The organism is Thalassospira xianhensis MCCC 1A02616 (assembly GCF_003326475.1).
GTDB classification, from domain to species: domain Bacteria; phylum Pseudomonadota; class Alphaproteobacteria; order Rhodospirillales; family Thalassospiraceae; genus Thalassospira; species Thalassospira xianhensis.
Genome location: NZ_JPWA01000021.1, coordinates 1 through 20,268, shown reverse-complemented (window position 1 = coordinate 20,268; position 20,268 = coordinate 1). Strand labels below are relative to the sequence as shown.

General features: G+C 53.6%; 20 protein-coding genes. 14 read left to right on the top strand and 6 right to left on the bottom strand.

Annotated elements, in window-relative coordinates:
* Positions 1 to 14 precede the first annotated feature (14 nt).
* From TH5_RS16245 to uxuA, 4 genes are all read right to left on the bottom strand, one after another.
* Positions 15 to 974, bottom strand: coding sequence for a FecR family protein (locus TH5_RS16245; protein ID WP_114122722.1), 960 nt, complete (start codon positions 972 to 974; stop codon positions 15 to 17).
* A 121-nt stretch (positions 975 to 1,095) separates the two neighbouring features.
* Positions 1,096 to 1,617 (bottom strand): RNA polymerase sigma factor, encoded by a 522-nt coding sequence (locus tag TH5_RS16240; protein WP_114122721.1) that lies wholly within the window; start codon positions 1,615 to 1,617, stop codon positions 1,096 to 1,098.
* Positions 1,618 to 1,859: 242 nt separating this feature from the next.
* Complete coding sequence (locus TH5_RS16235; RefSeq protein ID WP_114122720.1) at positions 1,860 to 3,311, bottom strand: mannitol dehydrogenase family protein; 1,452 nt, start codon at positions 3,309 to 3,311, stop codon at positions 1,860 to 1,862.
* Positions 3,308 to 4,531 (bottom strand): mannonate dehydratase, encoded by a 1,224-nt coding sequence (gene uxuA / locus TH5_RS16230; protein WP_114122719.1) that lies wholly within the window; start codon positions 4,529 to 4,531, stop codon positions 3,308 to 3,310. Before uxuA ends, TH5_RS16235 begins: the two co-directional genes overlap by 4 nt.
* A gap of 127 nt (positions 4,532 to 4,658) precedes the next feature.
* On the opposite strand from uxuA, the gene TH5_RS16225 reads away from it, so the two are divergent.
* Genes TH5_RS16225 through TH5_RS16205 form a run of 5 tightly spaced genes read left to right on the top strand, consistent with a single transcriptional unit; the run spans position 4,659 to position 9,255 of the window.
* Positions 4,659 to 5,369: a GntR family transcriptional regulator gene (locus TH5_RS16225; RefSeq protein WP_114122718.1), complete on the top strand. Its 711-nt coding sequence runs from the start codon at positions 4,659 to 4,661 to the stop codon at positions 5,367 to 5,369.
* 26 nt (positions 5,370 to 5,395) lie between these two features.
* On the top strand, positions 5,396 to 6,370 hold the full coding sequence (locus TH5_RS16220) for a TRAP transporter substrate-binding protein (RefSeq protein WP_114122717.1): 975 nt from the start codon (positions 5,396 to 5,398) through the stop codon (positions 6,368 to 6,370).
* Positions 6,371 to 6,427: 57 nt separating this feature from the next.
* Positions 6,428 to 6,937 (top strand): TRAP transporter small permease, encoded by a 510-nt coding sequence (locus tag TH5_RS16215; RefSeq protein WP_114122716.1) that lies wholly within the window; start codon positions 6,428 to 6,430, stop codon positions 6,935 to 6,937.
* The gene (locus TH5_RS16210) at positions 6,934 to 8,208 is read left to right on the top strand and encodes a TRAP transporter large permease (protein WP_114122715.1); all 1,275 of its coding nucleotides are present in this window, start codon (positions 6,934 to 6,936) and stop codon (positions 8,206 to 8,208) included. Before TH5_RS16215 ends, TH5_RS16210 begins: the two co-directional genes overlap by 4 nt.
* A 3-nt stretch (positions 8,209 to 8,211) precedes the next feature.
* Positions 8,212 to 9,255 (top strand): L-idonate 5-dehydrogenase, encoded by a 1,044-nt coding sequence (locus TH5_RS16205; protein ID WP_114122714.1) that lies wholly within the window; start codon positions 8,212 to 8,214, stop codon positions 9,253 to 9,255.
* 123 nt (positions 9,256 to 9,378) lie between these two features.
* Here TH5_RS16205 and TH5_RS26155 read toward each other — a convergent pair whose 3' ends face one another.
* Both TH5_RS26155 and TH5_RS25355 read right to left on the bottom strand, forming a co-directional pair.
* Positions 9,379 to 9,585 (bottom strand): helix-turn-helix domain-containing protein, encoded by a 207-nt coding sequence (locus TH5_RS26155; RefSeq protein ID WP_425275485.1) that lies wholly within the window; start codon positions 9,583 to 9,585, stop codon positions 9,379 to 9,381.
* Positions 9,585 to 9,872, bottom strand: coding sequence for a hypothetical protein (locus tag TH5_RS25355; protein WP_167443579.1), 288 nt, complete (start codon positions 9,870 to 9,872; stop codon positions 9,585 to 9,587). The genes TH5_RS26155 and TH5_RS25355 overlap by 1 nt, the downstream gene beginning before the upstream one ends.
* A gap of 177 nt (positions 9,873 to 10,049) precedes the next feature.
* Here TH5_RS25355 and ubiT point away from each other — a divergent pair, with 177 nt between their 5' ends.
* The 9 genes from ubiT to TH5_RS16150 all read left to right on the top strand — a co-directional run bounded on the left by ubiT (position 10,050) and on the right by TH5_RS16150 (position 19,939).
* The gene (gene ubiT, locus TH5_RS16195) at positions 10,050 to 10,754 is read left to right on the top strand and encodes a ubiquinone anaerobic biosynthesis accessory factor UbiT (protein WP_244204948.1); all 705 of its coding nucleotides are present in this window, start codon (positions 10,050 to 10,052) and stop codon (positions 10,752 to 10,754) included.
* A 24-nt stretch (positions 10,755 to 10,778) separates the two neighbouring features.
* The gene (gene ubiU, locus TH5_RS16190) at positions 10,779 to 11,756 is read left to right on the top strand and encodes a ubiquinone anaerobic biosynthesis protein UbiU (protein WP_114122713.1); all 978 of its coding nucleotides are present in this window, start codon (positions 10,779 to 10,781) and stop codon (positions 11,754 to 11,756) included.
* Positions 11,753 to 12,670 carry a ubiquinone anaerobic biosynthesis protein UbiV gene (ubiV, locus tag TH5_RS16185; RefSeq protein ID WP_114122712.1) on the top strand — a complete coding sequence of 306 codons (918 nt, stop codon included), beginning with the start codon at positions 11,753 to 11,755 and terminating at the stop codon, positions 12,668 to 12,670. The genes ubiU and ubiV overlap by 4 nt, the downstream gene beginning before the upstream one ends.
* Positions 12,671 to 13,107: 437 nt before the next feature.
* Positions 13,108 to 14,148: a LacI family DNA-binding transcriptional regulator gene (locus tag TH5_RS16175; protein WP_147250122.1), complete on the top strand. Its 1,041-nt coding sequence runs from the start codon at positions 13,108 to 13,110 to the stop codon at positions 14,146 to 14,148.
* A 29-nt stretch (positions 14,149 to 14,177) separates the two neighbouring features.
* A complete protein-coding gene (locus TH5_RS16170) occupies positions 14,178 to 15,437 on the top strand; it encodes an ABC transporter substrate-binding protein (protein ID WP_208638465.1) in 1,260 nt (419 codons plus the stop codon).
* A 104-nt stretch (positions 15,438 to 15,541) separates the two neighbouring features.
* Positions 15,542 to 16,441 (top strand): carbohydrate ABC transporter permease, encoded by a 900-nt coding sequence (locus TH5_RS16165; protein ID WP_114122709.1) that lies wholly within the window; start codon positions 15,542 to 15,544, stop codon positions 16,439 to 16,441.
* On the top strand, positions 16,438 to 17,280 hold the full coding sequence (locus TH5_RS16160; RefSeq protein WP_114122708.1) for a carbohydrate ABC transporter permease: 843 nt from the start codon (positions 16,438 to 16,440) through the stop codon (positions 17,278 to 17,280). Before TH5_RS16165 ends, TH5_RS16160 begins: the two co-directional genes overlap by 4 nt.
* A gap of 4 nt (positions 17,281 to 17,284) precedes the next feature.
* Positions 17,285 to 18,904: an FAD-dependent oxidoreductase gene (locus TH5_RS16155; protein ID WP_114122707.1), complete on the top strand. Its 1,620-nt coding sequence runs from the start codon at positions 17,285 to 17,287 to the stop codon at positions 18,902 to 18,904.
* Between the two features lie 3 nt (positions 18,905 to 18,907).
* Positions 18,908 to 19,939, top strand: coding sequence for an ABC transporter ATP-binding protein (locus TH5_RS16150; protein ID WP_114122706.1), 1,032 nt, complete (start codon positions 18,908 to 18,910; stop codon positions 19,937 to 19,939).
* The last annotated feature ends 329 nt before the right edge of the window (positions 19,940 to 20,268 follow it).

The following is a 20,268-nucleotide window of genomic DNA, read 5'->3' as shown; positions in this document are numbered from 1 at the left end:
AATTTTTCGCAATCTCAATAAATAACTGTCAACCATGGCGAGGTTCTAACGACCTTTGCGCCAATTGCGTCGGCAACAGTTTCAAGCGATCCGGGAATATCGGTCGTCGGGAAACTGCCGGAAATGCTGCGCGTTCCTACATCGCCAATCACAACTATGCGGCCTGCATCAAAGTTTTCCAACCGGGCAGTCAGCTCTGAAACGGGCATGTTGTGCACACTAAGCCGCCCCTTCATCCAGGATAGTGCGAGTCCGACATCGCCGATTTCAGATGGCGAGAGGGTTCCGTCATTGACAACAACCTGCTGCCCCGGTCCCAGCAGAACACCGTTTTCATTCAGCCCGCTTGATACGCGAACAGCTCCATCCTCGACAACCACAACAGTCTGTTGTGAAAGGCGATCCACATTGAATCGAGTGCCAACGACCTGTACCGTGGCATCGCCGGTCCGCACCCGGAACGGATCGCCATTACGGTGGACAACTTCAAAAAATGCCTGTCCCCGCAATAATTGTATTTCCCGGTGGCCTTTATCGAAGTCGGTCGATAACGCACTGTTGGCCGCAAGCCGCACAACCGAACCATCAGGCAATGCAATTGCAGTGACATTTGACTGCCCGGTAACGATATCGGCCTGGATGTTATCGATGAAATCGGGATGAAGGAAAAAGACCGCGCCCGCGACAAATACCATTCCCGCAAGGGCGGCAAAAGAGCGCCGCGGGCGGAACCATGAGAGGAAACCGGAAAGTGCTGGCTTCCTTCGGGTTTCAGAAAGACGTCTTGCCGGCTCCTCGATCCGGGCCCAAATCACGCGCATCTGATCGAAGGCCAGCCGGTTATTGCGGTCTGCATTCAGCCATTGTTCGAACTCGTATTCCTGCTCAGCCGACAGCGAACCACCTGCCCGTCTTGCGTGCCAGAGTGCAGCTTCGTCCTTTTGCTGTTCAGTCGGTTCAAAAGCGCCTTGCATAGGTTCCCGGTTCGCCCGTCATGATCTGGCGTTCATATCAGTAAATGATGTGATCCGCCAAATTCCCTTTCTATAAACAATAACGGATGACGATAAAATATCCTCATAGCACGTATGGGATTTATAAGACGTCGTCGCGATAGGCTGCCAGCCGTTCCTGACAATGGCGCATGGTCCGGGCCAGTTGTTTTTCCACCGCACTGACGGAAATGCCATACTTTTTCGCCAATTTCGCGTTGGATATGCCATCGACACGATGAAGGATGAACATCTCGCGCGCCTTTGGCGAAAGTTCCAGCAAGGCACGGTCAAGCGCGGAAAGCGCCTGACGGGCTTCGGCATGATCGTAAGGAGACGTCGTTTCACACTGCCATATCTGATCCGGAAGGACCCCGTTCATGGCCTTCGCGCGGCCAAAGGTGCTGCGGTGATGATCAATGACGGCATTGCGTACTGACGCATAAAGCATCTTGGTATTGGCTTCCGGCTCGCCGCAATCACCGGACTGCATCAGACGCGCATAGACATCCTGCACAAGTTCGGCCGCAACTTCACGATCACGTATGCGCCGGACAACCATCGCGACAAGCTGGCGCCGATGGTCTTCGAACAGCTTTGCAAGTGTGTTCCGCCAGAAACTCATGCGTATGTTCTATCATTGCCTATGAAACCCTGTCCAACGGCTCGTTTCCCGCGCCCGGACAGACAGCCCCCACTAAGGTGACGAGCGGAACCTATCAGTAATGATAATCATTTTCAATATTGTTGATGCTTTTTGTAACCGCACCAATCAAAACATGCTAAACATCGACAAGTGGCGATGCCTTAGCTGATCAGATGTCCTTTCGATCGCTCATTCACCGACCGCGATCAACGATCGTAAAGTCACTCATTAATCTCGTACGTGATGGCAGCGTCGGCACCGCTCGACAATAATATGGATAGACGTTCAATTACGGCTTCACGCCAGAACGAACTATCCTGCAACTGTCTGGGCATCCAGCCCGGAAGCTTCGAAAGGTTTTCATATATATCTGCGGCATCCTGATAAACGGCCAATGCATCTATTATTTCGTCCGCACGCGGGTCATTTAGAAGTTCGGCAGCCGCGTCTGGCGCAGTATTGACGCGCTGACGCATCACAGCCATCCAGGCAGCAAAACACAGGGCGAATGTGCCGATCTGCTTGCTTTCCTGTGGCAGGTCGCAGGCCGGGGCAAAAATCCGCTGCGGGAGTTTTTCGGTGCCATCCATAGCGATCTGACGGGTTTCATGTGCGATTTCCGGGTTGCGGAAACGCGCGACCAGTTCGGCCCCATAATTCGAAAAATCAATCCCGGCAAGCGGTGCCATCGTTGCGGCAGCATTTTCCATATGCTGCGCAACAAGTTGCGAGAAAGCCTCGTTCGCCATTGCGTCGCGGACATAGCGATAATCACCGACTTGCCCCAAATAGGCGATCAGGGAATGGCTGCCATTAAGCATACGAAGCTTCATAAGCTCGTATGGCTCTACATCGTGAACCAGAATTGCACCGGCTTCTTCCCAGGCGGGCCTGCCATCGGGGAAATCATCCTCGATAACCCACTGTGAAAAGGGTTCGGTTTCAATTGCCGCCGGGTCGTCGATCCCGGTTAAACGCTTGGCATCCGAAAGCGTTGTCGCTGTTGCAGCCGGGGTAATCCGGTCAACCATCGTCGAGGGAAACGACGCATTCTCCTTGATCCACCCTGCAAGGTCCGGATCGCTTCGCTTGGCAAAGTCAATCACACCGTTGCGCAACAACACCCCGTTCGATGGCAGGTTGTCACAGGAAACGATTGTAAATGGACGAATGCCGGCCTGTTTGCGGCGCTTAAGCCCGGCAACCAATATCCCGAGAAGCCCGGTTGGCGTGGCGGGATATGCCAGATCATGTTTTACAGCCGGATGTTCCGCCTGAACCGTCCCCGACACCCGATCAATGCCATATGCCTTTTCGGTGACCGTGATGGTAACAATCCGGATTGCCGGATCGGCAAGTGCATCCAAAACCGGTGCAACATCACGCGAAGCCGCTATTGCCTTTGACAGGCTGGTGATCCTGCGGGCCCTGGGGCCATCCGGATGACGTTCAATCACCGTAAAGGCGCAGTCCTGGGCATTCAGGGCATCTACAATATCAGTGCTGCGCAAACTGACCCCGATGATGCGCCAGTTCCCGCCTTTGGCCTGCATCGCCACGTCGGTATAAACCGCCTGATGGGCGCGGTGAAAAGCACCAATACCGATATGCACGATACCGGCCATTGCCATATCTGCATGGGGGGCAGCAGCGGAATTATCAGAAGGTGTCATTTTTGGGCCCCAAGCAAATCAAACCTTGCAGAAAGTGCCATCATTACCCCCCGCAACTCGGCAAGGCCCTTGAGACGCCCGATCGCCGGATAACCCGGCTGTCCCTTCCGGTTCAGGTCATCAAGAATATCCTGCCCGTGATCCGGACGCATGGGGATGTTCCAGTCCACACGTCCCGCAGCCTTCCGGCGTGCTTCCTCTCGCAGGATTTCCTCGATCAGATCGACCATATTGGTGTCACCGTCCAAGTGCTCTGCCTCGTGGAAACTGCACGGCAAGCCTTCGCTTTCGCGTTTGGTATTGCGCAAATGGATGAAATGCACGCGATCCCCCCAGCGCCTCATCATCCCCGGAAGGTCATTTTCAGGACGGACACCAAGTGAGCCGGAACACAACGTAATACCGTTCTCCGGAATATCGATAGCACGCATGATAAAGGCGTAATCGTCTTCGGTCGACATGATCCGCGGCAACCCCAGAAGCGCGAAGGGCGGATCATCGGGATGGCAACACATACGAATACCAACCTCGCGCGCGACCGGAACAACTTCTTCGAGAAACGCGACCAGATTGGCCCGCAGCGTATCGGCGTCGATCACGGCGTAGGTTTCAAGCAGAGCACGCAGATCATCCAGAGAGAGGTTTTCAACCGACCCCGGCAAACCAAAGGCAACCGTTCGTTCCAGCTCGGCACGGCGTTTGTCCGTCATTTCGGCAAAACGGTTTTTGGCTTCGGCAACGATTCCGGCGGGATAGTCATTTTCCGCACCGGCACGGTTCAGGATGAACAGGTCAAACGCGACGAAATCGGTCAGGTCAAAACGCATACAGGTCGCACCGTTGGATAGTCGCCAATTCAGATGCGTGCGTGTCCAGTCAAGAACCGGCATGAAGTTGTAACAGACAATACTGATGCCGGAATCGGCAAGGTTGTGAAGGCTTTGCTTGTAAGCTTCGATGTGATCACGCCACGGACCAACCCGACGTTTGATCGATTCGGAAACCGGGAGACTTTCAACAACATCCCAGGTCAGCCCCGACGGCGCACCATCTTTCATGGTCGCGATTTCGGCATGACGCCTGGCAATTTCATCGGAAGTCCAGACAGCGCCACTCGGCACATGATGAAGGGCGGAAACCACACCATGTGCACCGGCCTGACAAATATCGTCAATGCTGACCAGGTCACTCGGGCCGAACCATCTCCAGGTTTGTTTCATGTGTTTCTCTCTGTATTGGCGTGGTGTCTTCAACACCGACTATAACGGTTGTGAACAGTATCACGACATAATTTTGTTGACTAGTATGGTAGTATGCATCATGACTCAGAAAAGCAAGGAGAGATTGATGGGCGATCCCGAACAAAACGACTGGGAAATCACGCACGATCAGGCTGTCGGCCCACAGATCCATCGCATCATACGCGAACGGATCGTGTGTACCGACCTGCTTCCCGGTGTGCGCCTGTCCGAAGCAGAACTTGCAAAACATTTTAATGTCAGCCGCCAACCGGTCCGCGAAGCTTTCATCAAGCTTGCCGACGAGGGTCTTTTGGAAGTTCGTCCGCAGCGCGGAACCTATGTGCGGAAAATTTCTGTTGCCGCTGTTCTTGACGCACGATTTGTCCGCGAAGCCATTGAAGCCGACATTGCACGCTTTGTTGCAAAAGAACCTAACGATGCGTTTCTTGCCCGCCTCGAACAACTGATTTCCGATCAGCGCAAAGCAATGAAAGGCGATGCACGGTCGTTTCTGAAACTGGATCATGATTTTCATCACTGCCTGGCGGAGGCCGCCGGAAAAACATATGCGTGGAAGGTCGTAGAAGATGTCCGCGCCCAACTCGACCGGGTACGGTATCTGAGCTACTTCCAGTTTCCGATGGACGAAATCATCGAACAGCATGTCCGAATTGTTGCGGCGATCACAGCCCGTGATCCCGAAACAGCCAGCGCAGCCATGCGTGAACACCTCCGTGAAATCCTGCATACGCTGCCTGATATTGCCCGCTCCAAAACGGAGCTTTTTGATGACGCCAATTCTGCGTTGTCATCCTGAGACGTCAACCGAACTGGGAGGAAAATATGCTTAAAAAAACGACCAAAAAACTTATGATCGCTGGTGTCGCAGCCATGATGATGAGCAGTTCTGCGATTGCGGCTGAAATGACCCTCAAACTTGGCCATCTCGCCAATGAACAGAATTCCTGGCACAAGGCTGCGGTCAAATTCGGCGAAGAACTCTCAAGCCTTACCGACGGCCGTATCGATGTGCAGGTCTTCCCCAACGAAACACTCGGCAAGGAAATCGACCTGATCAACGGCATGCAGCTTGGTTCGGTCGACATGACCATTACTGGTGAAAGCCTGCAGAACTGGGCTCCGATGGCGGCCCTTCTGGCTGTTCCGTATGCCTATCAGACACTCGAAGACATGGATGCCGTTGCCAGTGGCGAAATCGGCGACAAGATCGAACAGCAGATTGTCGAAAAAGCCCGCATCCGCCCGATTGCCTATTTTGCCCGCGGCCCGCGCAACCTGACGTCAAACCGCGAAATCAAAAGCCCGGACGATCTGAACGGCCTGAAACTGCGCGTTCCGAACGTTCCGCTTTTTGTTGATGTCTGGAAATCGCTTGGTGCGCAACCGACACCGATGGCGTTCTCGGAAGTCTTTACCTCGCTTCAGGCAGGCACCATCGATGCACAGGAAAACCCGCTGGCACTGATTGATTCGGCAAGTTTCAACGAAGTGCAGAAATTTGTGAACAAGACCGAGCATGTCCGTTCATGGATTTATCTGACCATTTCGGAAATCACCTGGGGCAAACTGTCGGATGACGACAAGGAAGCCGTTATGGAAGCCGCAAAACGGGCGCAGGCATATGAACGCGACCTGTTTAGCGCTGATGAAGAACGTTTGACGAAAGAACTTCAGGCAAAGGGCATGACCTTCGTTGAAGTCGATACACAGGCCTTTGCCCAGAAAGCAAAAGACGCTGTTCTTGCAAATGTTTCCGACGAAATCCGCCCTGTCGTCGAAGACCTTTTCGCAAACTGATTTCTACCGGTTCGGTTGCGTACGCGTGACCGAACCTTTTTTCGACGGGGAAGTAACGTGCTTTCTGCCAGATTATACGCATCCATCATTGCACTTTGCCGGATCGGAACCGGTGCCGCTTTCGGCATTCTGATCGGCACGGTCCTGATACAGGTTGTGTCGCGAACCTTTTTGACCAGTTCACCGGTATGGACCGAAGAACTTACGCGTCATGCGCTGCTGTTTCTTGCGGCTTTTGGCGTCGGGCTGTCTTTTCGCAATGGCGAACTGGTTAATGTCGACATCGTTTGCGAAATGCTGCCTTTGCGTATCCAGCGGGCATTGATGTTCATCTCGGCCGGACTGACGGCTGGATTTTGCCTGATATTACTGTCCCCTGCGTGGATGTTTGTTTCAATCGGTGTTCTTCAAACTTCACCCGCATTAGGCGTCCGGATGGATTTCATTCACGCCACCGTTTTCATTCTTCTTGCCGTTCTCGGTCTTTTCGCGGTCCTGCGGATGATACGTGTCATCGCCGGGGTTTCTGATGGAAAAGCTGAAGATACGACGAAGGACTTCCCATGAGCCTCGCAATTTTACTTGGCGTTTTTGCCCTCGGCCTCGTCATCGGCCTTCCGGTAGCCGTGACACTGGGTCTGTCCTCGCTGTGCTATTTGCTGCTGGAAGGCATTCCTCTTGTTGTGATCCCGCAAAAAATGTTTGCCGGGATGGATGTGTTTGTCCTGCTTTGCATTCCGGGCTTTATCCTTGCCGGGAACCTGATGAATGGCGGGGGGATTACGCCGCGCATTGTGCGGTTCGCCAACGCGATGGTCGGATGGATGCGCGGCGGCCTTGGCCTGACCAACGTCACCGGTTCCATGCTATTTGGCGGCATTTCCGGAACCGCTGTTGCCGACGCGGCATCAATCGGCGGCATGATGATCCCCGGCATGATCCGTGCGGGCTATACGCCGGCATTTTCTGCTGCCGTGACGGCCGCCTCGTCAACCGTTGGCCCGATCATCCCGCCAAGTATGCCGATGATCATTGTCGGTGCGTTGTCTGGCATTTCTGTTGGCAAGATGTTCATTGCAGGCGCCATTCCCGGGATCCTGATGGGCCTTGCGATGATGGTGACCTGCTACATTATCGCGGTCCGCCGCAATTTCCCGCACCAGCCATGGCAGGGATTTGGTGAACTGGCCCGATCCTTCGTCGGTGCCTTCTGGGCGCTTGCCATGACGGCCCTGATTGTCGGCGGTTTGCTGAGCGGCATCGTCACTCCGACTGAAACCGCAGTCATTGCCAGTATCTATGCCCTGATCGTCGGCTGTTTCATTTATCGCGAACTGCCGCTACGCAAGGTTCCGAAAATCATCATCGACAGCGCGGTGACTGCCGCCGCCATTCTTGCGCTTGTTGGTCTGGCAAACGTGTTTGGCTGGATCCTTGTTTCCGAACGCATCCCGCAGATGATTTCAAACGCGGTATTGTCCTTCACCGACAACAAATATGCCGTGATATTGCTGATCAATCTGGTTCTGCTCATTGTCGGCATGTTCATGGAAACGATTGCGGCATTGATCATCCTGTTTGTGCCGCTTCTGACCCTTGCCACCAATGTCGGTGTCGATCCGATCCATTTCGCGGTGTTTGCGGTTCTGAACCTGATGATCGGTTTGACGACCCCGCCGGTAGGCATTTGCATGTTCATCTGTGCGAACATCGCCAAAGCCCCCGTGACCACGGTTATCAGGGCGCTGATGCCGTTCCTTCTGACCAATATCCTGATCCTGTTCCTTGTTTCCTATATCCCGGCGCTGTCAACCTGGCTGCCGTCCCTGATGGAGTAATCGATGCAAACACGTGTTTGCCGCCTGTATGGCCAAGACGATCTTCGGATCGACACCGAAGCAACCACCGCCCCTGTTGGTGACGAAGTCCTTATCCGTGTTGGTGCCGGTGGCGTGTGCGGTTCGGATATGCATTACTATTTTGAAGGCGGGATTGGTCAAATCCGCGTGCGCGAGCCTATCATCCTTGGACATGAAGCCGCGGGTACCATCGTTGCACTTGGCCCGGATGTAACCGGTCTGACTGTCAGGCAAAAGGTTGCAATCAACCCAAGCCATCCGTGTGGCACGTGCCGTTATTGCCAACAGAACCTGCAGCAGCATTGCCTGAACATGAAGTTCTTTGGATCAGCAATGCCGATGCCCCATATTCAGGGTGCGTTCCGCGATCTGGTCAATGTGCGCGAAGGCCAGTGTTTCCTGATCAGCGATCAAACCGACATCGGCAAGGCCGCCTGTGCTGAACCCCTTGCCGTATGCCTGCATGCAGTTGCACGCGCAGGTGATCTTGCGGGTAAAAAGGTCCTGATTACCGGTGCCGGTCCGATCGGCAGCCTTTGTGCAGCAGCCGCCAAACTTGCCGGAGCCAGCGAAATCGTTGTGACCGATTTGCAGGATTTTGCATTGAATGTTGCAAAGCAGATGGGCGCAACCCGCATCATCAACATCGCTACGGCAGCCGAAGACCTTAAACCTTACGAACAGGATAAGGGACAGTTTGACGTTTGCCTGGAATGCTCAGCCGCCCCGGCGGCCTTGCGGTCCGCCATCAGCGTTTTGCGCCCGCAAGGCATCCTCGTTCAGGTCGGCGTTGCCGGCGAAATTCCGGTACCGTTCAATCCGCTGGTCGCCAAGGAAATCACAATCACCGGCACCTTCCGTTTCCACGCGGAGTTTGCCGAGGCCGTTCGCATGATCGATAGCGGTAAAATTGACGTAAGCCCGATCATCACCCAGACCTTCCCGCTTGAAACCGCCACAGAAGCCTTTGACGTGGCACGTGATCGCAGCAAATCGGTAAAGGTTCAGTTGTCTTTCGCCAACTGAGTACGCTTCAGCACGCACAAAAAGGCTGCGGCACTACACGGTGCTACGGCCTTTTTGTTTACGACACGGAAAACCCTTTCACAGACATGTTGCACCGCGACAGGTCAGTCCAGCCGTCATATTCTAGCGCGAAAGCTCGTACAGAACCGCCCGGTCAAGGGTGCGGAGTTTAGGGCTGGCGGCAATTTCACCTGTCGCCTCGAGCTTGCGAAGCGAGCGCGAGAATGTTTCTAGTGTAATGCCAATCCGGCTTGCGATCTGGCGTTTTTCCGGGAAGTTCGTCTGGTCCTCGCCTCCGAGGTTCTCACCACTTCTTTCTTCGAAATCGATCAGGAACGATGCAATACGCTGGATAGGTTTGGTGTGGCGAATTTTGAATATCTCTTCGAGGAAGAACCTTTCCCACCGCGAAAGTCCGGCAAGGTCAGTGGCCCCTTGGGCAAATCACACAATTCACGGGCAATCAGATCGCCTATCTTGCGATGGACCAGATTTGCTGAATTGGCAGGATCCTGATCATGTGTGAAATCGGATTGCATGCTGGCGGACCTCCATTCCCGGATGTTGATCCAACCAAGTTTAGGCACCTTCCCAAAAGCCACGTTGACGATGGTCAAGTAGCCCTGCCCGGAATTTTGTGATCCCCCCTGCCCAATACTCTCTTTCAAAAGCAGAACCTTTCCGCCTTATCAAGAACCGTAATAATTCAAATCTTTCAGTGATTTGACGGACATCAACACCTTAAAACCCAAACATGACAATACTTCCGGCACCAATTCGGTCCGGAGTCCGCCGTGTCAATCAAACGCCCGTCATTTACACCCTTTCTGCTGATGAACCCCATCGTTCGGAATGTTCCGACATTCGCGCTTGAACGCCTGTGTCTGCACGCCATGGCAACCATGTATCGCCGACACAAACCCGTTTTTGAACGGGTCACCGAACGCGAAACATTTGCCCTGCTCGTATGCCCGACGGATCTTGATCTCGACCTTTTCGTTGCCCTTGATCCTGAGACCCCCATCCTGCGCCCGGCCCATGAGGGGGATGACAATATCATCGCGGCACGGATCATCGGCCCGCTTCCGGCCCTTCTGGAACTGCTCGAAGGAAAATCCGACGGGGACGCGCTGTTCTTCTCGCGCGCATTACGAATAGAGGGCCGGACCGACCTTGTCGTTGCCCTTCGCAATGCCCTGGACGGCGAAGAAATAGACCTGCGTTCAGCCGTCATTGAAAGTTTCGGTGCATTGGGCCCGGCGGCACGTCTGGCACTGCGCGCCGCCGAAGCGGCATATCGTCAGATGCAATCGGACATGGACCGCATGGCCGATACCCTAATTTCCCCGATTGAAAAACGTCTGGGCGGAATTGACCGGCGTCTTGGCGAACATGCGGAAAACATTTCAGGGCTCCAGAAATCCGTCAAACGTCGCACGCCCCGCACCGGTCAGACCGTGCTGGCAGGTGATGATTTCGCCCTGCCTGATCCTTTATAACCGACAAACAGATACAGGGATTTCATGGAACTAGTTTGCCCGGCAGGAACCCCCGCCAGTCTGCGTGCCGCCGTCGAGGCCGGTGCGGATGTTGTATATTGCGGTTTCCGCGATGCGACCAATGCCCGCAACTTTCCGGGGTTGAATTTTTCCCGACCCGAACTGGCCGAGGCCGTTACATTCGCACATAAACATGGCGTGCATGTCTATCTGGCCTGCAACACCTATCCACAGGCCGGTGCCGAAGACATCTGGCACAAGGCCGTCGATGATGCGGTTGCAATTGGTGTTGATGCGGTCATTCTGGCCGATATCGGATTGCTGCGATATGCGCGCGATAAACATCCCGATGCGCGCCTGCATCTGTCGGTACAGGCATCCGCCTCGAACGAGGAAGCAATTCGTTTTTACCACCGCGAATTTGGCGTACGTCGTGTGGTTCTGCCGCGTGTCCTGTCGCTTGAAGAAATCCGGATGTTGAACCGGCGCATTTCGGTGGAAACCGAAGTTTTCGCCTTTGGCGGCATGTGTGTCATGGCCGAAGGTCGCTGTTCGCTATCGTCCTATGCCACAGGGGAAAGCCCCAATATGAATGGCGTTTGTTCACCCGCGGCCCACGTCCATTACGAGGAACGCGGCGACAGCACCGTTTCCCGCCTTGGCAATTTTACAATCAATGTTTACGGCAATGATGAAAAGGTCGGATATCCCACCCTTTGCAAGGGCCGGTTTCGTGCCATGGACAAGGCCGGTTACCTGTTCGAAGAACCCACCAGTCTTGACGTTACCGCAATCCTGCCTGAACTCGCCGACGCCGGTGTAACCGCGCTTAAGATCGAAGGGCGACAGCGCGGCAAGGCCTATATCTCACAGGTGGTCGGCGCGTTCCGCGCATCCCTTGACCGCATTGCAAACGGGCAAACCGGCGCACGCGGCAATCTGGCCGCCCTTAGCGAAGGTCAGGCAGATACGACAGGCGCCTATCGGAGAAGCTGGCAATGACGAAATCAAGACTGGTCATGGGACCCATTCTTTTTCACTGGGATGAAAACCGCAAACGGGATTTCTATGCCCGCATTGCCGATGAAATCGATGTTGATACAGTCCATGTTGGTGAAGTCGTCTGTGCCAAACGCATGCCGTTCTTTGACAAACATCTGCCCGACATCATCGAACGGCTTCAGAATGCCGGAAAGGAAGTCGTCTTCTCGACACTCGCCCTTGTGATGAACGAACGCGAGATCGCCCAGCTTCGTGAAATTGCCGAAATGCCGGACCTTCTGATCGAAGCCAACGACATATCGTCCATCGGCCTGCTTTCCGGCCACACACACGTCGTCGGGCCGTATATCAATACATATAACGAAAGCACCCTGGACTATCTGATTTCCAAAGGTGCACACCGCGTATCGCTTCCCTGGGAATTGCCGATATCATCGATTGAAGCCCTTTGCAACGCGCGTAAAACAGCCGAGATCGAAGTCCAGATATTCGGTCGTGTCCCGCTTGCCATATCAGCCCGGTGTTACTCTGCACGCGCACATGGCTTGCACAAGGATGGCTGCCGATATGTCTGTGGCGAGGCCCTTGATGGCATGGATGTCGAAACGCTCGATCACACACCGTTTCTTGCCGTCAATGGTCTGCAAACCCTGTCCAGTCACTATCTGGAATTATCAACCGCTATTGATGATCTGAAAGATGCCGGTGTTAAAGCCTTCCGGATTTCACCGCACACTCTTGATATGGTGCGTGTTGCCAATCTCTACCGTCGTCTGATTGATGGTGAAATCTCGCCCGACGAGGTAAGGCAATCGTTGCTGGAAATACAAAACGATCTGGCCTTCGCGGATGGCTTTCTGCACAGCCTTCCGGGTGCGAACCTCAAGGAAACGCTTGGTTCTCGGGCAGAATGATTTTCCCCACCGCGCAAATATCCCGATCCGGAATACAGATATGAAAAGGGCCACAGCCTGATAAACTGTGGCCCTTCGATACATTGTGCAGGGGAGTGAACAGCTCAATGTATTGACGATGGCTGGAGTATAATTGATTTGCCTTGCTACTCCTTGACGGTCGTCAATCAGGACTGCCTCATCGTTTTCCTGCTTGCTGATCACAGAACAATTTGTATTTCAGTCGCCTTACCAAAAGGCACAAGAAGGATTTTCCGAACTGGCAGATGACGCGCTGCATGCCGAATTTCCCCGTATCCAATCAAGAACCTCAGCGTCGGGATTTTGCCGTGAACTGCGTCTTCAAGTTGATTATGACATTGACAGAAACTGCACACTTGATTATACGCTTAATCATCAAATTAAGCGCTTAATCATTTTTGTCGGAGATTATTTCTGTGACCAACAGGCAAGGCCGTGTGAAACGTGCGACCCAAAGTGATGTTGCAGTAATGGCAGGCGTATCAACTGCTGTCGTCTCTGCGGTGATCTCTTCTAAACCCGGCAAAACAATCCGTGTTGGCAAGGATGCGGAAAAGCGCGTTCGTGATGCCATGGAAGCGCTGGGTTATGCGCCAAACGTCGTTGCCCAGTCCCTTGCTGGCGGTAAACGCAACATTATTGGTGTCTTCACCTATGAAGCAATTTTCCCATCCGACAGCGAGAACTTCTTCTATCCGTTCCTGCTTGGTATCGAACGCGGTGCAATGCAGCTTGGGCAAGACCTGCTGCTGTTTACCTCGTCCTCATTCGAACAGGGTCCACGAAGCATTTTCCCTAACGGGGCCAACAGGATGGGTGTTGCGGACGGTGCGATCCTGCTGGGAGAAGAACCGGATAAGAGCGAACTCAAACAACTCCATGATACCGGTTTCCCATTCGTCACCATCGGACGCCGCGATACCAAGGACGCGGACCTGAACTGGGTTGCTGCTGATTACACTACAGCGGTTTCCGACGTAGTGGACCTCTGTGCTGAATATGGTCATCGCACGCTTAAATTTGTTGGCGCGACCAAGGTTCGTGAACAGAATGCCGACCGCGAAGCTGGTTTCCTTAAGAAACAGGGTAACGGCTTGAAGCTTTCCGTCGAACGTTTGACTGCAGAAGACATCAATTCCGACTGGCTTCGCACATGTCTTGATGACGGCAACACAGTCGTTCTGACCGAAACATTCAAACATGCCGTGGCACTGGAACAGCAGGTCGCCGCGCAGCATGGAAGCATCCCGGAAACCATTTCCATTGTTGCGCTTGCTGCACCTCTGAACCGGTCAGCCGATGTTGAACGCTGGACGCGTATTTCGGTTCCGCGTGAAGAAATGGGTGAACTGGCCGTTCGCAACCTTATTTCGCGGATCAGCAATCCGAATGGCGCCGCTATCAAAGCCACACTTCCATGTGGCCTCGTCCCAGGCACTACGCTTACAAAAATCTAAATCCAACGATAATCGGGAGGAAGTAGGATATGTCTGACTTTGTGATTAAGCGCTTAATTTACTCGGCAGCAATATCGGCGTCGCTCGGATTTGCTGCCAACACAGCCATAGCTGAAGAACTGAGGTTTACGGTTTGGACCGGAAGCGAGGCCCACCTCCAGATGCTTGGTGAAATTGCCGATAGTTTCACCGCCACGCATCCGGATGTAACCGTGCGTTTCGACACGATCCCGTTTGGTGATTATGTTCAGAAAATCACCTTGCAAATGGCAGGTGGCAATCCCCCTGATCTTGGGTGGCTCCTGGAAAATTCCGCACCTGCCTTTGTTGAAGCGGGAGCCCTTGCCGACGTAGCCGAAACGCTCAAGTCGACAGATGGTTATGATTACGCTGACTTTTCCCAGCCAGCCATGGGACTTTGGGAAACAAGCGATGCGACTTATGGCATTCCCTTTTCGACCTCGCCGTTTCTGATCTATTTCAACAAATCGCTCTATGATGCAGCTGACCTCGAAACACCCGACCAGCGAGTAAAGGACGGTACGTGGACCTGGGAACAACTCAGAGCCGATGCCAAGGATCTACGTGATGCATCTTCGGGCATCTGGGGCTTTGAAACCTTTGACGGCCAGGGATATGGAAGCCGTGTCTGGCATACCCTTGTCCCGATCATTCGCGCATATGGCGGTTCGGCCTGGGAAGGTGACAGCTGTAAACTTGACAGCTCTCTTGCGGCCCAAGCCGTACAGCTATTCCATGACATGGTTTACGCAGATGGCTCTACGGTCCCGCCTGGTGAACAGGGTGATTTCTTCTCGGGAAATGCCGCTTTGACCATGACCCAGATTTCGCGCGTCTCCAAACTGTCTGAGGCAACCTTTGAATGGGGCCTTGCTCCGCTCCCATTCGGTCCGGCTGGCGATGCCTCAACAGTCGGTCAGGCCGCAGTGGTCGCCTTCGCACAAGGCAAGCACAAGGAACTGGCCGCCGAATTCCTTGCCCATATGACCAACAAGGAAAACGTTGCGAAAATGGCTGCCTTCTTCCCGCCAGCACGTAAATCGGTTCTGGAGGCGAACAGTTTCCTGACAAGCAATGCAGCAGTCGCACCCGAGCAGATGACCTTTGTTGCACAGGGAATTGAAAACGGGTCGGTACTGCCTAGCCATCAGCGTTTCCCGCAAATCGAAGCAGAAGCAAGGCCCAACTTTGACGCGCTTTGGTCCAAGGATGCCGATGTTCCTGCAACCCTGAAAAAGCTCTGCAGCAGCATTTCGCCGCTTCTCTGACCACAGGCGCGTCCCACAACCTTTGCCGAAGCCTGCCATCGCTGCCCGCCAGTACTGCAGCGATGGCACGGCAACCACCCAACCTCCCTTCTAAGGAAGCGAACATGTCCGCTGTCCGCAAGGGGCCATCCCTCTCACTCAAGACCAGAGAGGCCATAACCGGATGGCTCTTCGTAAGTCCGATCCTGACGGGGTTTCTGATATTTTTTGTCGGTCCGCTGATCGCCGTTTTTTATTACAGCACGACCGAATGGAACCTGCTTAGTCAACAGTCACGGTTTGTCGGTATGGCAAACTATGTCGATGCATTGACCCGCAATGAAACCTTCTGGGATGTTCTTGTGAACTCTCTGGTCTTCGCCGCTGGACTGGTTCCGCTCAACATGGCCATGGCACTGGGCTTGGCACTTGCCCTGTCAAAATCGCGACCCGGTGCGGTATTTTTCCGAACAGTCTTTTTCGCGCCTGTCATCACATCAGCTGTTGCCTGGGCCATTATCTGGACTTTTCTGCTTCAACACGAAAGTGGTGCGGTCAATCAGGGGCTTTCGATTTTTGGCATTGATGGTCCCAACTGGCTGCATGAGCCTGACTGGGCAATGGTATCGGTCATCTTCACCCGTGTTCTCAAGACCGTTGGCCTGAACATGATTCTCTATATCGCGGCCCTGCAATCGATCCCCCGTGATTACGAGGAGGCCGCAAGGCTTGAAGGTGCAAATGGTTGGGAAATTTTCCGCCGCATCACCTGGCCGCTCCTCGCTCCGACCACGCTTGTCATCATGGTGATTACGGTTGTCGGGTCGCTCAAGGTTTTTGATCACATCTACCTGATGACCGGTGGTGGCCCGCAGAACGGCACGATGGTTCTGGCTTTTTACATATACGAACAGGGCTTCAAGTTTTTCAACACCGGCTACGCCGCAGCTCTTGCTGTTGTCCTGTTCGCTCTGATTCTGATGCTTACGATCGTGCAGATGCTACTGAAGGCCTCCCGCAAATGAACTACAGAACACAGCAGAAAATTACGCGCATATGCTGGATTGTTGGCCTTTGCGCACTTGCCATCCCTTTTGTGTTTCCCTTTCTGTGGATGCTTTCGGGGGCACTTAAGGGACAGACTGATGTCTTTGCATCCTCGTCGCTTGTTCCGGCGAAGATTCACTGGTCAAATTTTTCGGAGGTCTTCGCCTATCAACCTTTCGCAAGACAGTATTTCAATTCGCTCTATATAGCGATTGTTGTCACCATCGCGACATTGTTCATCTCGTCGATGGCGGGATATGCGCTGGCACGCCTGCGCTTTGGCGGCAGCGCCTTCATCTTGCTGGTCCTGGTATCGGCCCTGATGATGCCAGAAGAAGTCACCATCATTCCCAACTTCTTTCTGATGAAAGAACTGGGTCTGATGAACAGCCATATGCCGCTTATCCTACTGCCGCTTTTTGGGTCTCAGGGCGTGATGGCGACGTTTTTAATGCGCCAGTATTTTCTGGCTCTGCCCAAGGAGCTTGAAGAAGCCGGACGCATGGATGGCCTTTCACGGTTTGGCGTTTACTTCAAGATTGCCCTGCCTCTGTCCAAACCAGCCCTGTCGGCAGTTGGTATCATCACCTTCCTGTTCTCTTGGAACCTGTTCCTCGAGCCGCTGGTTTTTGTGAACGACATTGAATTGTTCACCCTTCCTTTGGCGCTCGCAAACTTCACCGACACATACGGCCTACCGCTTTGGCATCTGCAACTCGCAGCAACCGCGCTTGCCGTTATTCCCATGCTCATCGTCTACGTGCTGGCCCAACGCCAAATCGTTGAAAGCTTCGCCATGTCTGGCGTGAAAGGTTAATGAAATGAAAGAACTTCACTCTGATATCGTTATCATCGGAGGCGGACTTGGTGGTGTGTCAGCAGCACTTTCAGCACTCAAATTGGGCCGCAGCGTCATCCTGACCGAAGAATTCAAATGGCTTGGCGGCCAGTTAACAACCCAAGCCGTACCGCCAGATGAAAATCCCTGGATCGAGACTGACGGCTCGACCGCAAGCTACAAGCAACTCCGGCATGAAATCCGTGAATATTATCGTCGGAACTATCCGTTGACCGACGCAGCACATGCGTCTGAAAACTTTAACCCGGGAAGCGGCAATGTCTCGCCGATCTGTGCAGAACCGCGTGCCGGTGTTGCGGCGATTGATGCCCTGCTTGCCCCATGGTTTGCAACGGATCGGTTGACCGTCCTTCTGAATACCAAGCCGATCGCGGTTGAGAGCAAAGATGACAGCTTTAAGTCCGTCACGGTCATATCGGCCGAATATGGCGAAATGCTTTTGACCGGTGATTATTTCGCCGATGCCACCGAACTCGGTGATTTGCTTGAGCTCGGGGATGTGGAACATGTCATCGGTGCTGAAAGCCGGGCGGAAACCGGTGAACCATCCGCCCTTGAAGGCGATGCGGATCCGAATGATCAGCAGGCTGTTAGTTGGTGCTTCGCCATGAGCTACCACCCGGACGAAGACCACACCATCGAACGGCCTCGCGATTACGATTACTGGCGCAATTACAAACTCGACTTCTGGCCGGACAAGCAACTGTCATTTGTTGGGCCAAACCCAGTCACGCTGGAACCAGATAACCGTCCGCTGTTCGTTGGTGACAGTGATGCTGAGTTCGCCCCGGACAACTGGCACTATCGCCGGATTTTCTATCGCCGCAATCACACAGGCGATCAATACAGCTCAGACATATGTCTGGTGAACTGGCCACAAATTGACTATTGCGACGGGCCGATTGTTGGCGTTTCTCCGGAAGAAGCAAAGATGCATCTAGAAGGCGCGCGTCAACTTTCTTTGTCCATGCTTTACTGGATGCAGACTGAAGCCCCCCGTCATGACGGCGGCTATGGTTATCGAGGCCTGAAGCCAGCGGGCAATGCAATGGGTACACTCGATGGTTTAACCATTGCGCCCTATATCCGCGAAAGCCGCCGCATCAAGGCCCTGTTCACTGTAACCGAGAACCATGTTGGTATTGATGCCCGCGAAGGTCTGGTTGGTGCTGAACAGTTCCATGATTCGGTCGGGGTTGGCAGCTATCGCATAGACCTGCATCCTTCCACCGCCCCACGCAACTATGTCGATATAGCAAACTGGCCGTTCCAGATTCCGCTGGGAAGCCTGATCCCCCAACGGGTCAAAAACCTGCTTCCAGCCTGCAAAAACATTGGCACGACCCATATCACCAACGGCTGCTATCGCCTCCATCCGGTTGAGTGGAACATTGGGGAGAGCGTCGGCGCCCTAGCTGCCTATTGCCTTGAGAATGACCTTAGCCCGCGCGCGGTACGTGAAACAGCCGACAAGCTGAAAGACTTCCAGAAACTCCTGACCTCGCGCTTTGACATCCCGCTTTCATGGCCAAAACATATCCGTGAAACACCAAGGCTCGAACTGTTCGGGCGCGTGGAGTAAGCCATGGCGAAACTTGAACTAAAAGATGTCAGAAAATCCTATGGTCCGGTCGAAGTTATCAAAGGCATTGATCTAACCATCGAAGATGGAGAGTTCTGCGTTTTTGTCGGACCTTCGGGATGCGGAAAATCGACCTTGCTGCGTATGATTGCGGGCCTTGAAGACATTACTGTCGGAACGTTCGAGATTGATGGCGACCGCATGAACGATATAGCACCGGCAAAACGGGGCATTGCGATGGTCTTTCAGTCCTACGCGCTTTATCCGCATCTGACGGTCCGCGAAAATATTGCCTTTGGCCTGAAAGTTCGCAAAACGCCCAAGGCAGAAATCGACAGCCTCGTAAATGAGGCTGTCACAATGCTACAGCTCGACAAGCTCACCGAACGATTTCCTCGTGAGCTTTCTGGTGGTCAGCGACAACGTGTGGCCATTGGCCGGGCGATTGTTGGTCAACCAGAAACGTTCCTTTTCGACGAGCCTCTATCAAACCTTGATGCCGAGCTTCGCGTGCATATGCGCACCCAGATATCGGAACTTCACACCCGGCTGAGACGCACCATGATTTATGTCACCCATGATCAGGTCGAAGCCATGACCTTGGCAGACAAAATCGTCCTGTTACGAGGCGGCCAAATTGAACAGATAGGCTCTCCGCGTGATCTGTATGAAAGACCGAAAAACCTCTTTGCCGCGCAGTTCATCGGTGCACCAAAGATGAACATCTTCGAGCTTGAGGGAGATTTTGTTTCTCTGCGTGATCAGATGCAACTTCCCGCCGACGCTCAATACTGCGGCATTCGCCCGGATAGCTTTGATATTGTTCCGGAAGGCAACGGCATTATGTCGGCAACGGTGCGGCTGGTGGAGTATTTAGGAAACACCTGTCTTGTTCACGCCCAGATCGGCAGTCATGCCCCGATCATCGTTGAACAACCTGTTGGCTCAAAACTGATTGTTGGCGACCAGGTTGCCTTGAAGACCATGCCAAATGCGCTGCACCTGTTCACAAAAGATGGCTGTCGCATCAACTAACAACTGTATTTCTTAGTGGTTTGATAAATACGGTCCCCGTAACGGAACCCTTGTTTCATATTTCATGACAAGGGTTCCTTGCGTTATCGCACTACTGAACCTTTGTCGCGCGCATGATCAAATCTGAATGACAATAAGTCCTAGCCCTAGGACCACTTGGCGCCTATCTCACGAACCTTCGATTCAGAATGGAGAGGAAGCGACACGATTATAGAACCGCTTTGCCCAAGACAAAAGCGATGGTGCCCCCGGGGAGATCGGGGATAGCTCCTACACACAGCAGAAAACTTCTTTTGATTGCCCGAGTGATACACAACAGGTGGTACACG

Excerpts from the sequence above, each read along its gene's own strand:
- TH5_RS16210 (WP_114122715.1), top strand. The coding sequence starts at position 6,934 with ATGAGCCTCGCAATTTTACTTGGCGTTTTTGCCCTCGGCCTCGTCATC.
- TH5_RS16160 (WP_114122708.1), top strand. The coding sequence starts at position 16,438 with ATGAACTACAGAACACAGCAGAAAATTACGCGCATATGCTGGATTGTT.
- TH5_RS16150 (WP_114122706.1), top strand. The coding sequence starts at position 18,908 with ATGGCGAAACTTGAACTAAAAGATGTCAGAAAATCCTATGGTCCGGTC.
- TH5_RS16220 (WP_114122717.1), top strand. The coding sequence starts at position 5,396 with ATGCTTAAAAAAACGACCAAAAAACTTATGATCGCTGGTGTCGCAGCC.
- uxuA (WP_114122719.1), bottom strand. The coding sequence starts at position 4,531 with ATGAAACAAACCTGGAGATGGTTCGGCCCGAGTGACCTGGTCAGCATT.
- ubiV (WP_114122712.1), top strand. The coding sequence starts at position 11,753 with ATGACGAAATCAAGACTGGTCATGGGACCCATTCTTTTTCACTGGGAT.
- ubiU (WP_114122713.1), top strand. The coding sequence starts at position 10,779 with ATGGAACTAGTTTGCCCGGCAGGAACCCCCGCCAGTCTGCGTGCCGCC.
- TH5_RS16165 (WP_114122709.1), top strand. The coding sequence starts at position 15,542 with ATGTCCGCTGTCCGCAAGGGGCCATCCCTCTCACTCAAGACCAGAGAG.
- TH5_RS16240 (WP_114122721.1), bottom strand. The coding sequence starts at position 1,617 with ATGAGTTTCTGGCGGAACACACTTGCAAAGCTGTTCGAAGACCATCGG.
- TH5_RS16245 (WP_114122722.1), bottom strand. The coding sequence starts at position 974 with ATGCAAGGCGCTTTTGAACCGACTGAACAGCAAAAGGACGAAGCTGCA.
- TH5_RS16225 (WP_114122718.1), top strand. The coding sequence starts at position 4,659 with ATGGGCGATCCCGAACAAAACGACTGGGAAATCACGCACGATCAGGCT.
- TH5_RS16170 (WP_208638465.1), top strand. The coding sequence starts at position 14,178 with ATGTCTGACTTTGTGATTAAGCGCTTAATTTACTCGGCAGCAATATCG.
- TH5_RS16155 (WP_114122707.1), top strand. The coding sequence starts at position 17,285 with ATGAAAGAACTTCACTCTGATATCGTTATCATCGGAGGCGGACTTGGT.
- TH5_RS16235 (WP_114122720.1), bottom strand. The coding sequence starts at position 3,311 with ATGACACCTTCTGATAATTCCGCTGCTGCCCCCCATGCAGATATGGCA.
- TH5_RS16205 (WP_114122714.1), top strand. The coding sequence starts at position 8,212 with ATGCAAACACGTGTTTGCCGCCTGTATGGCCAAGACGATCTTCGGATC.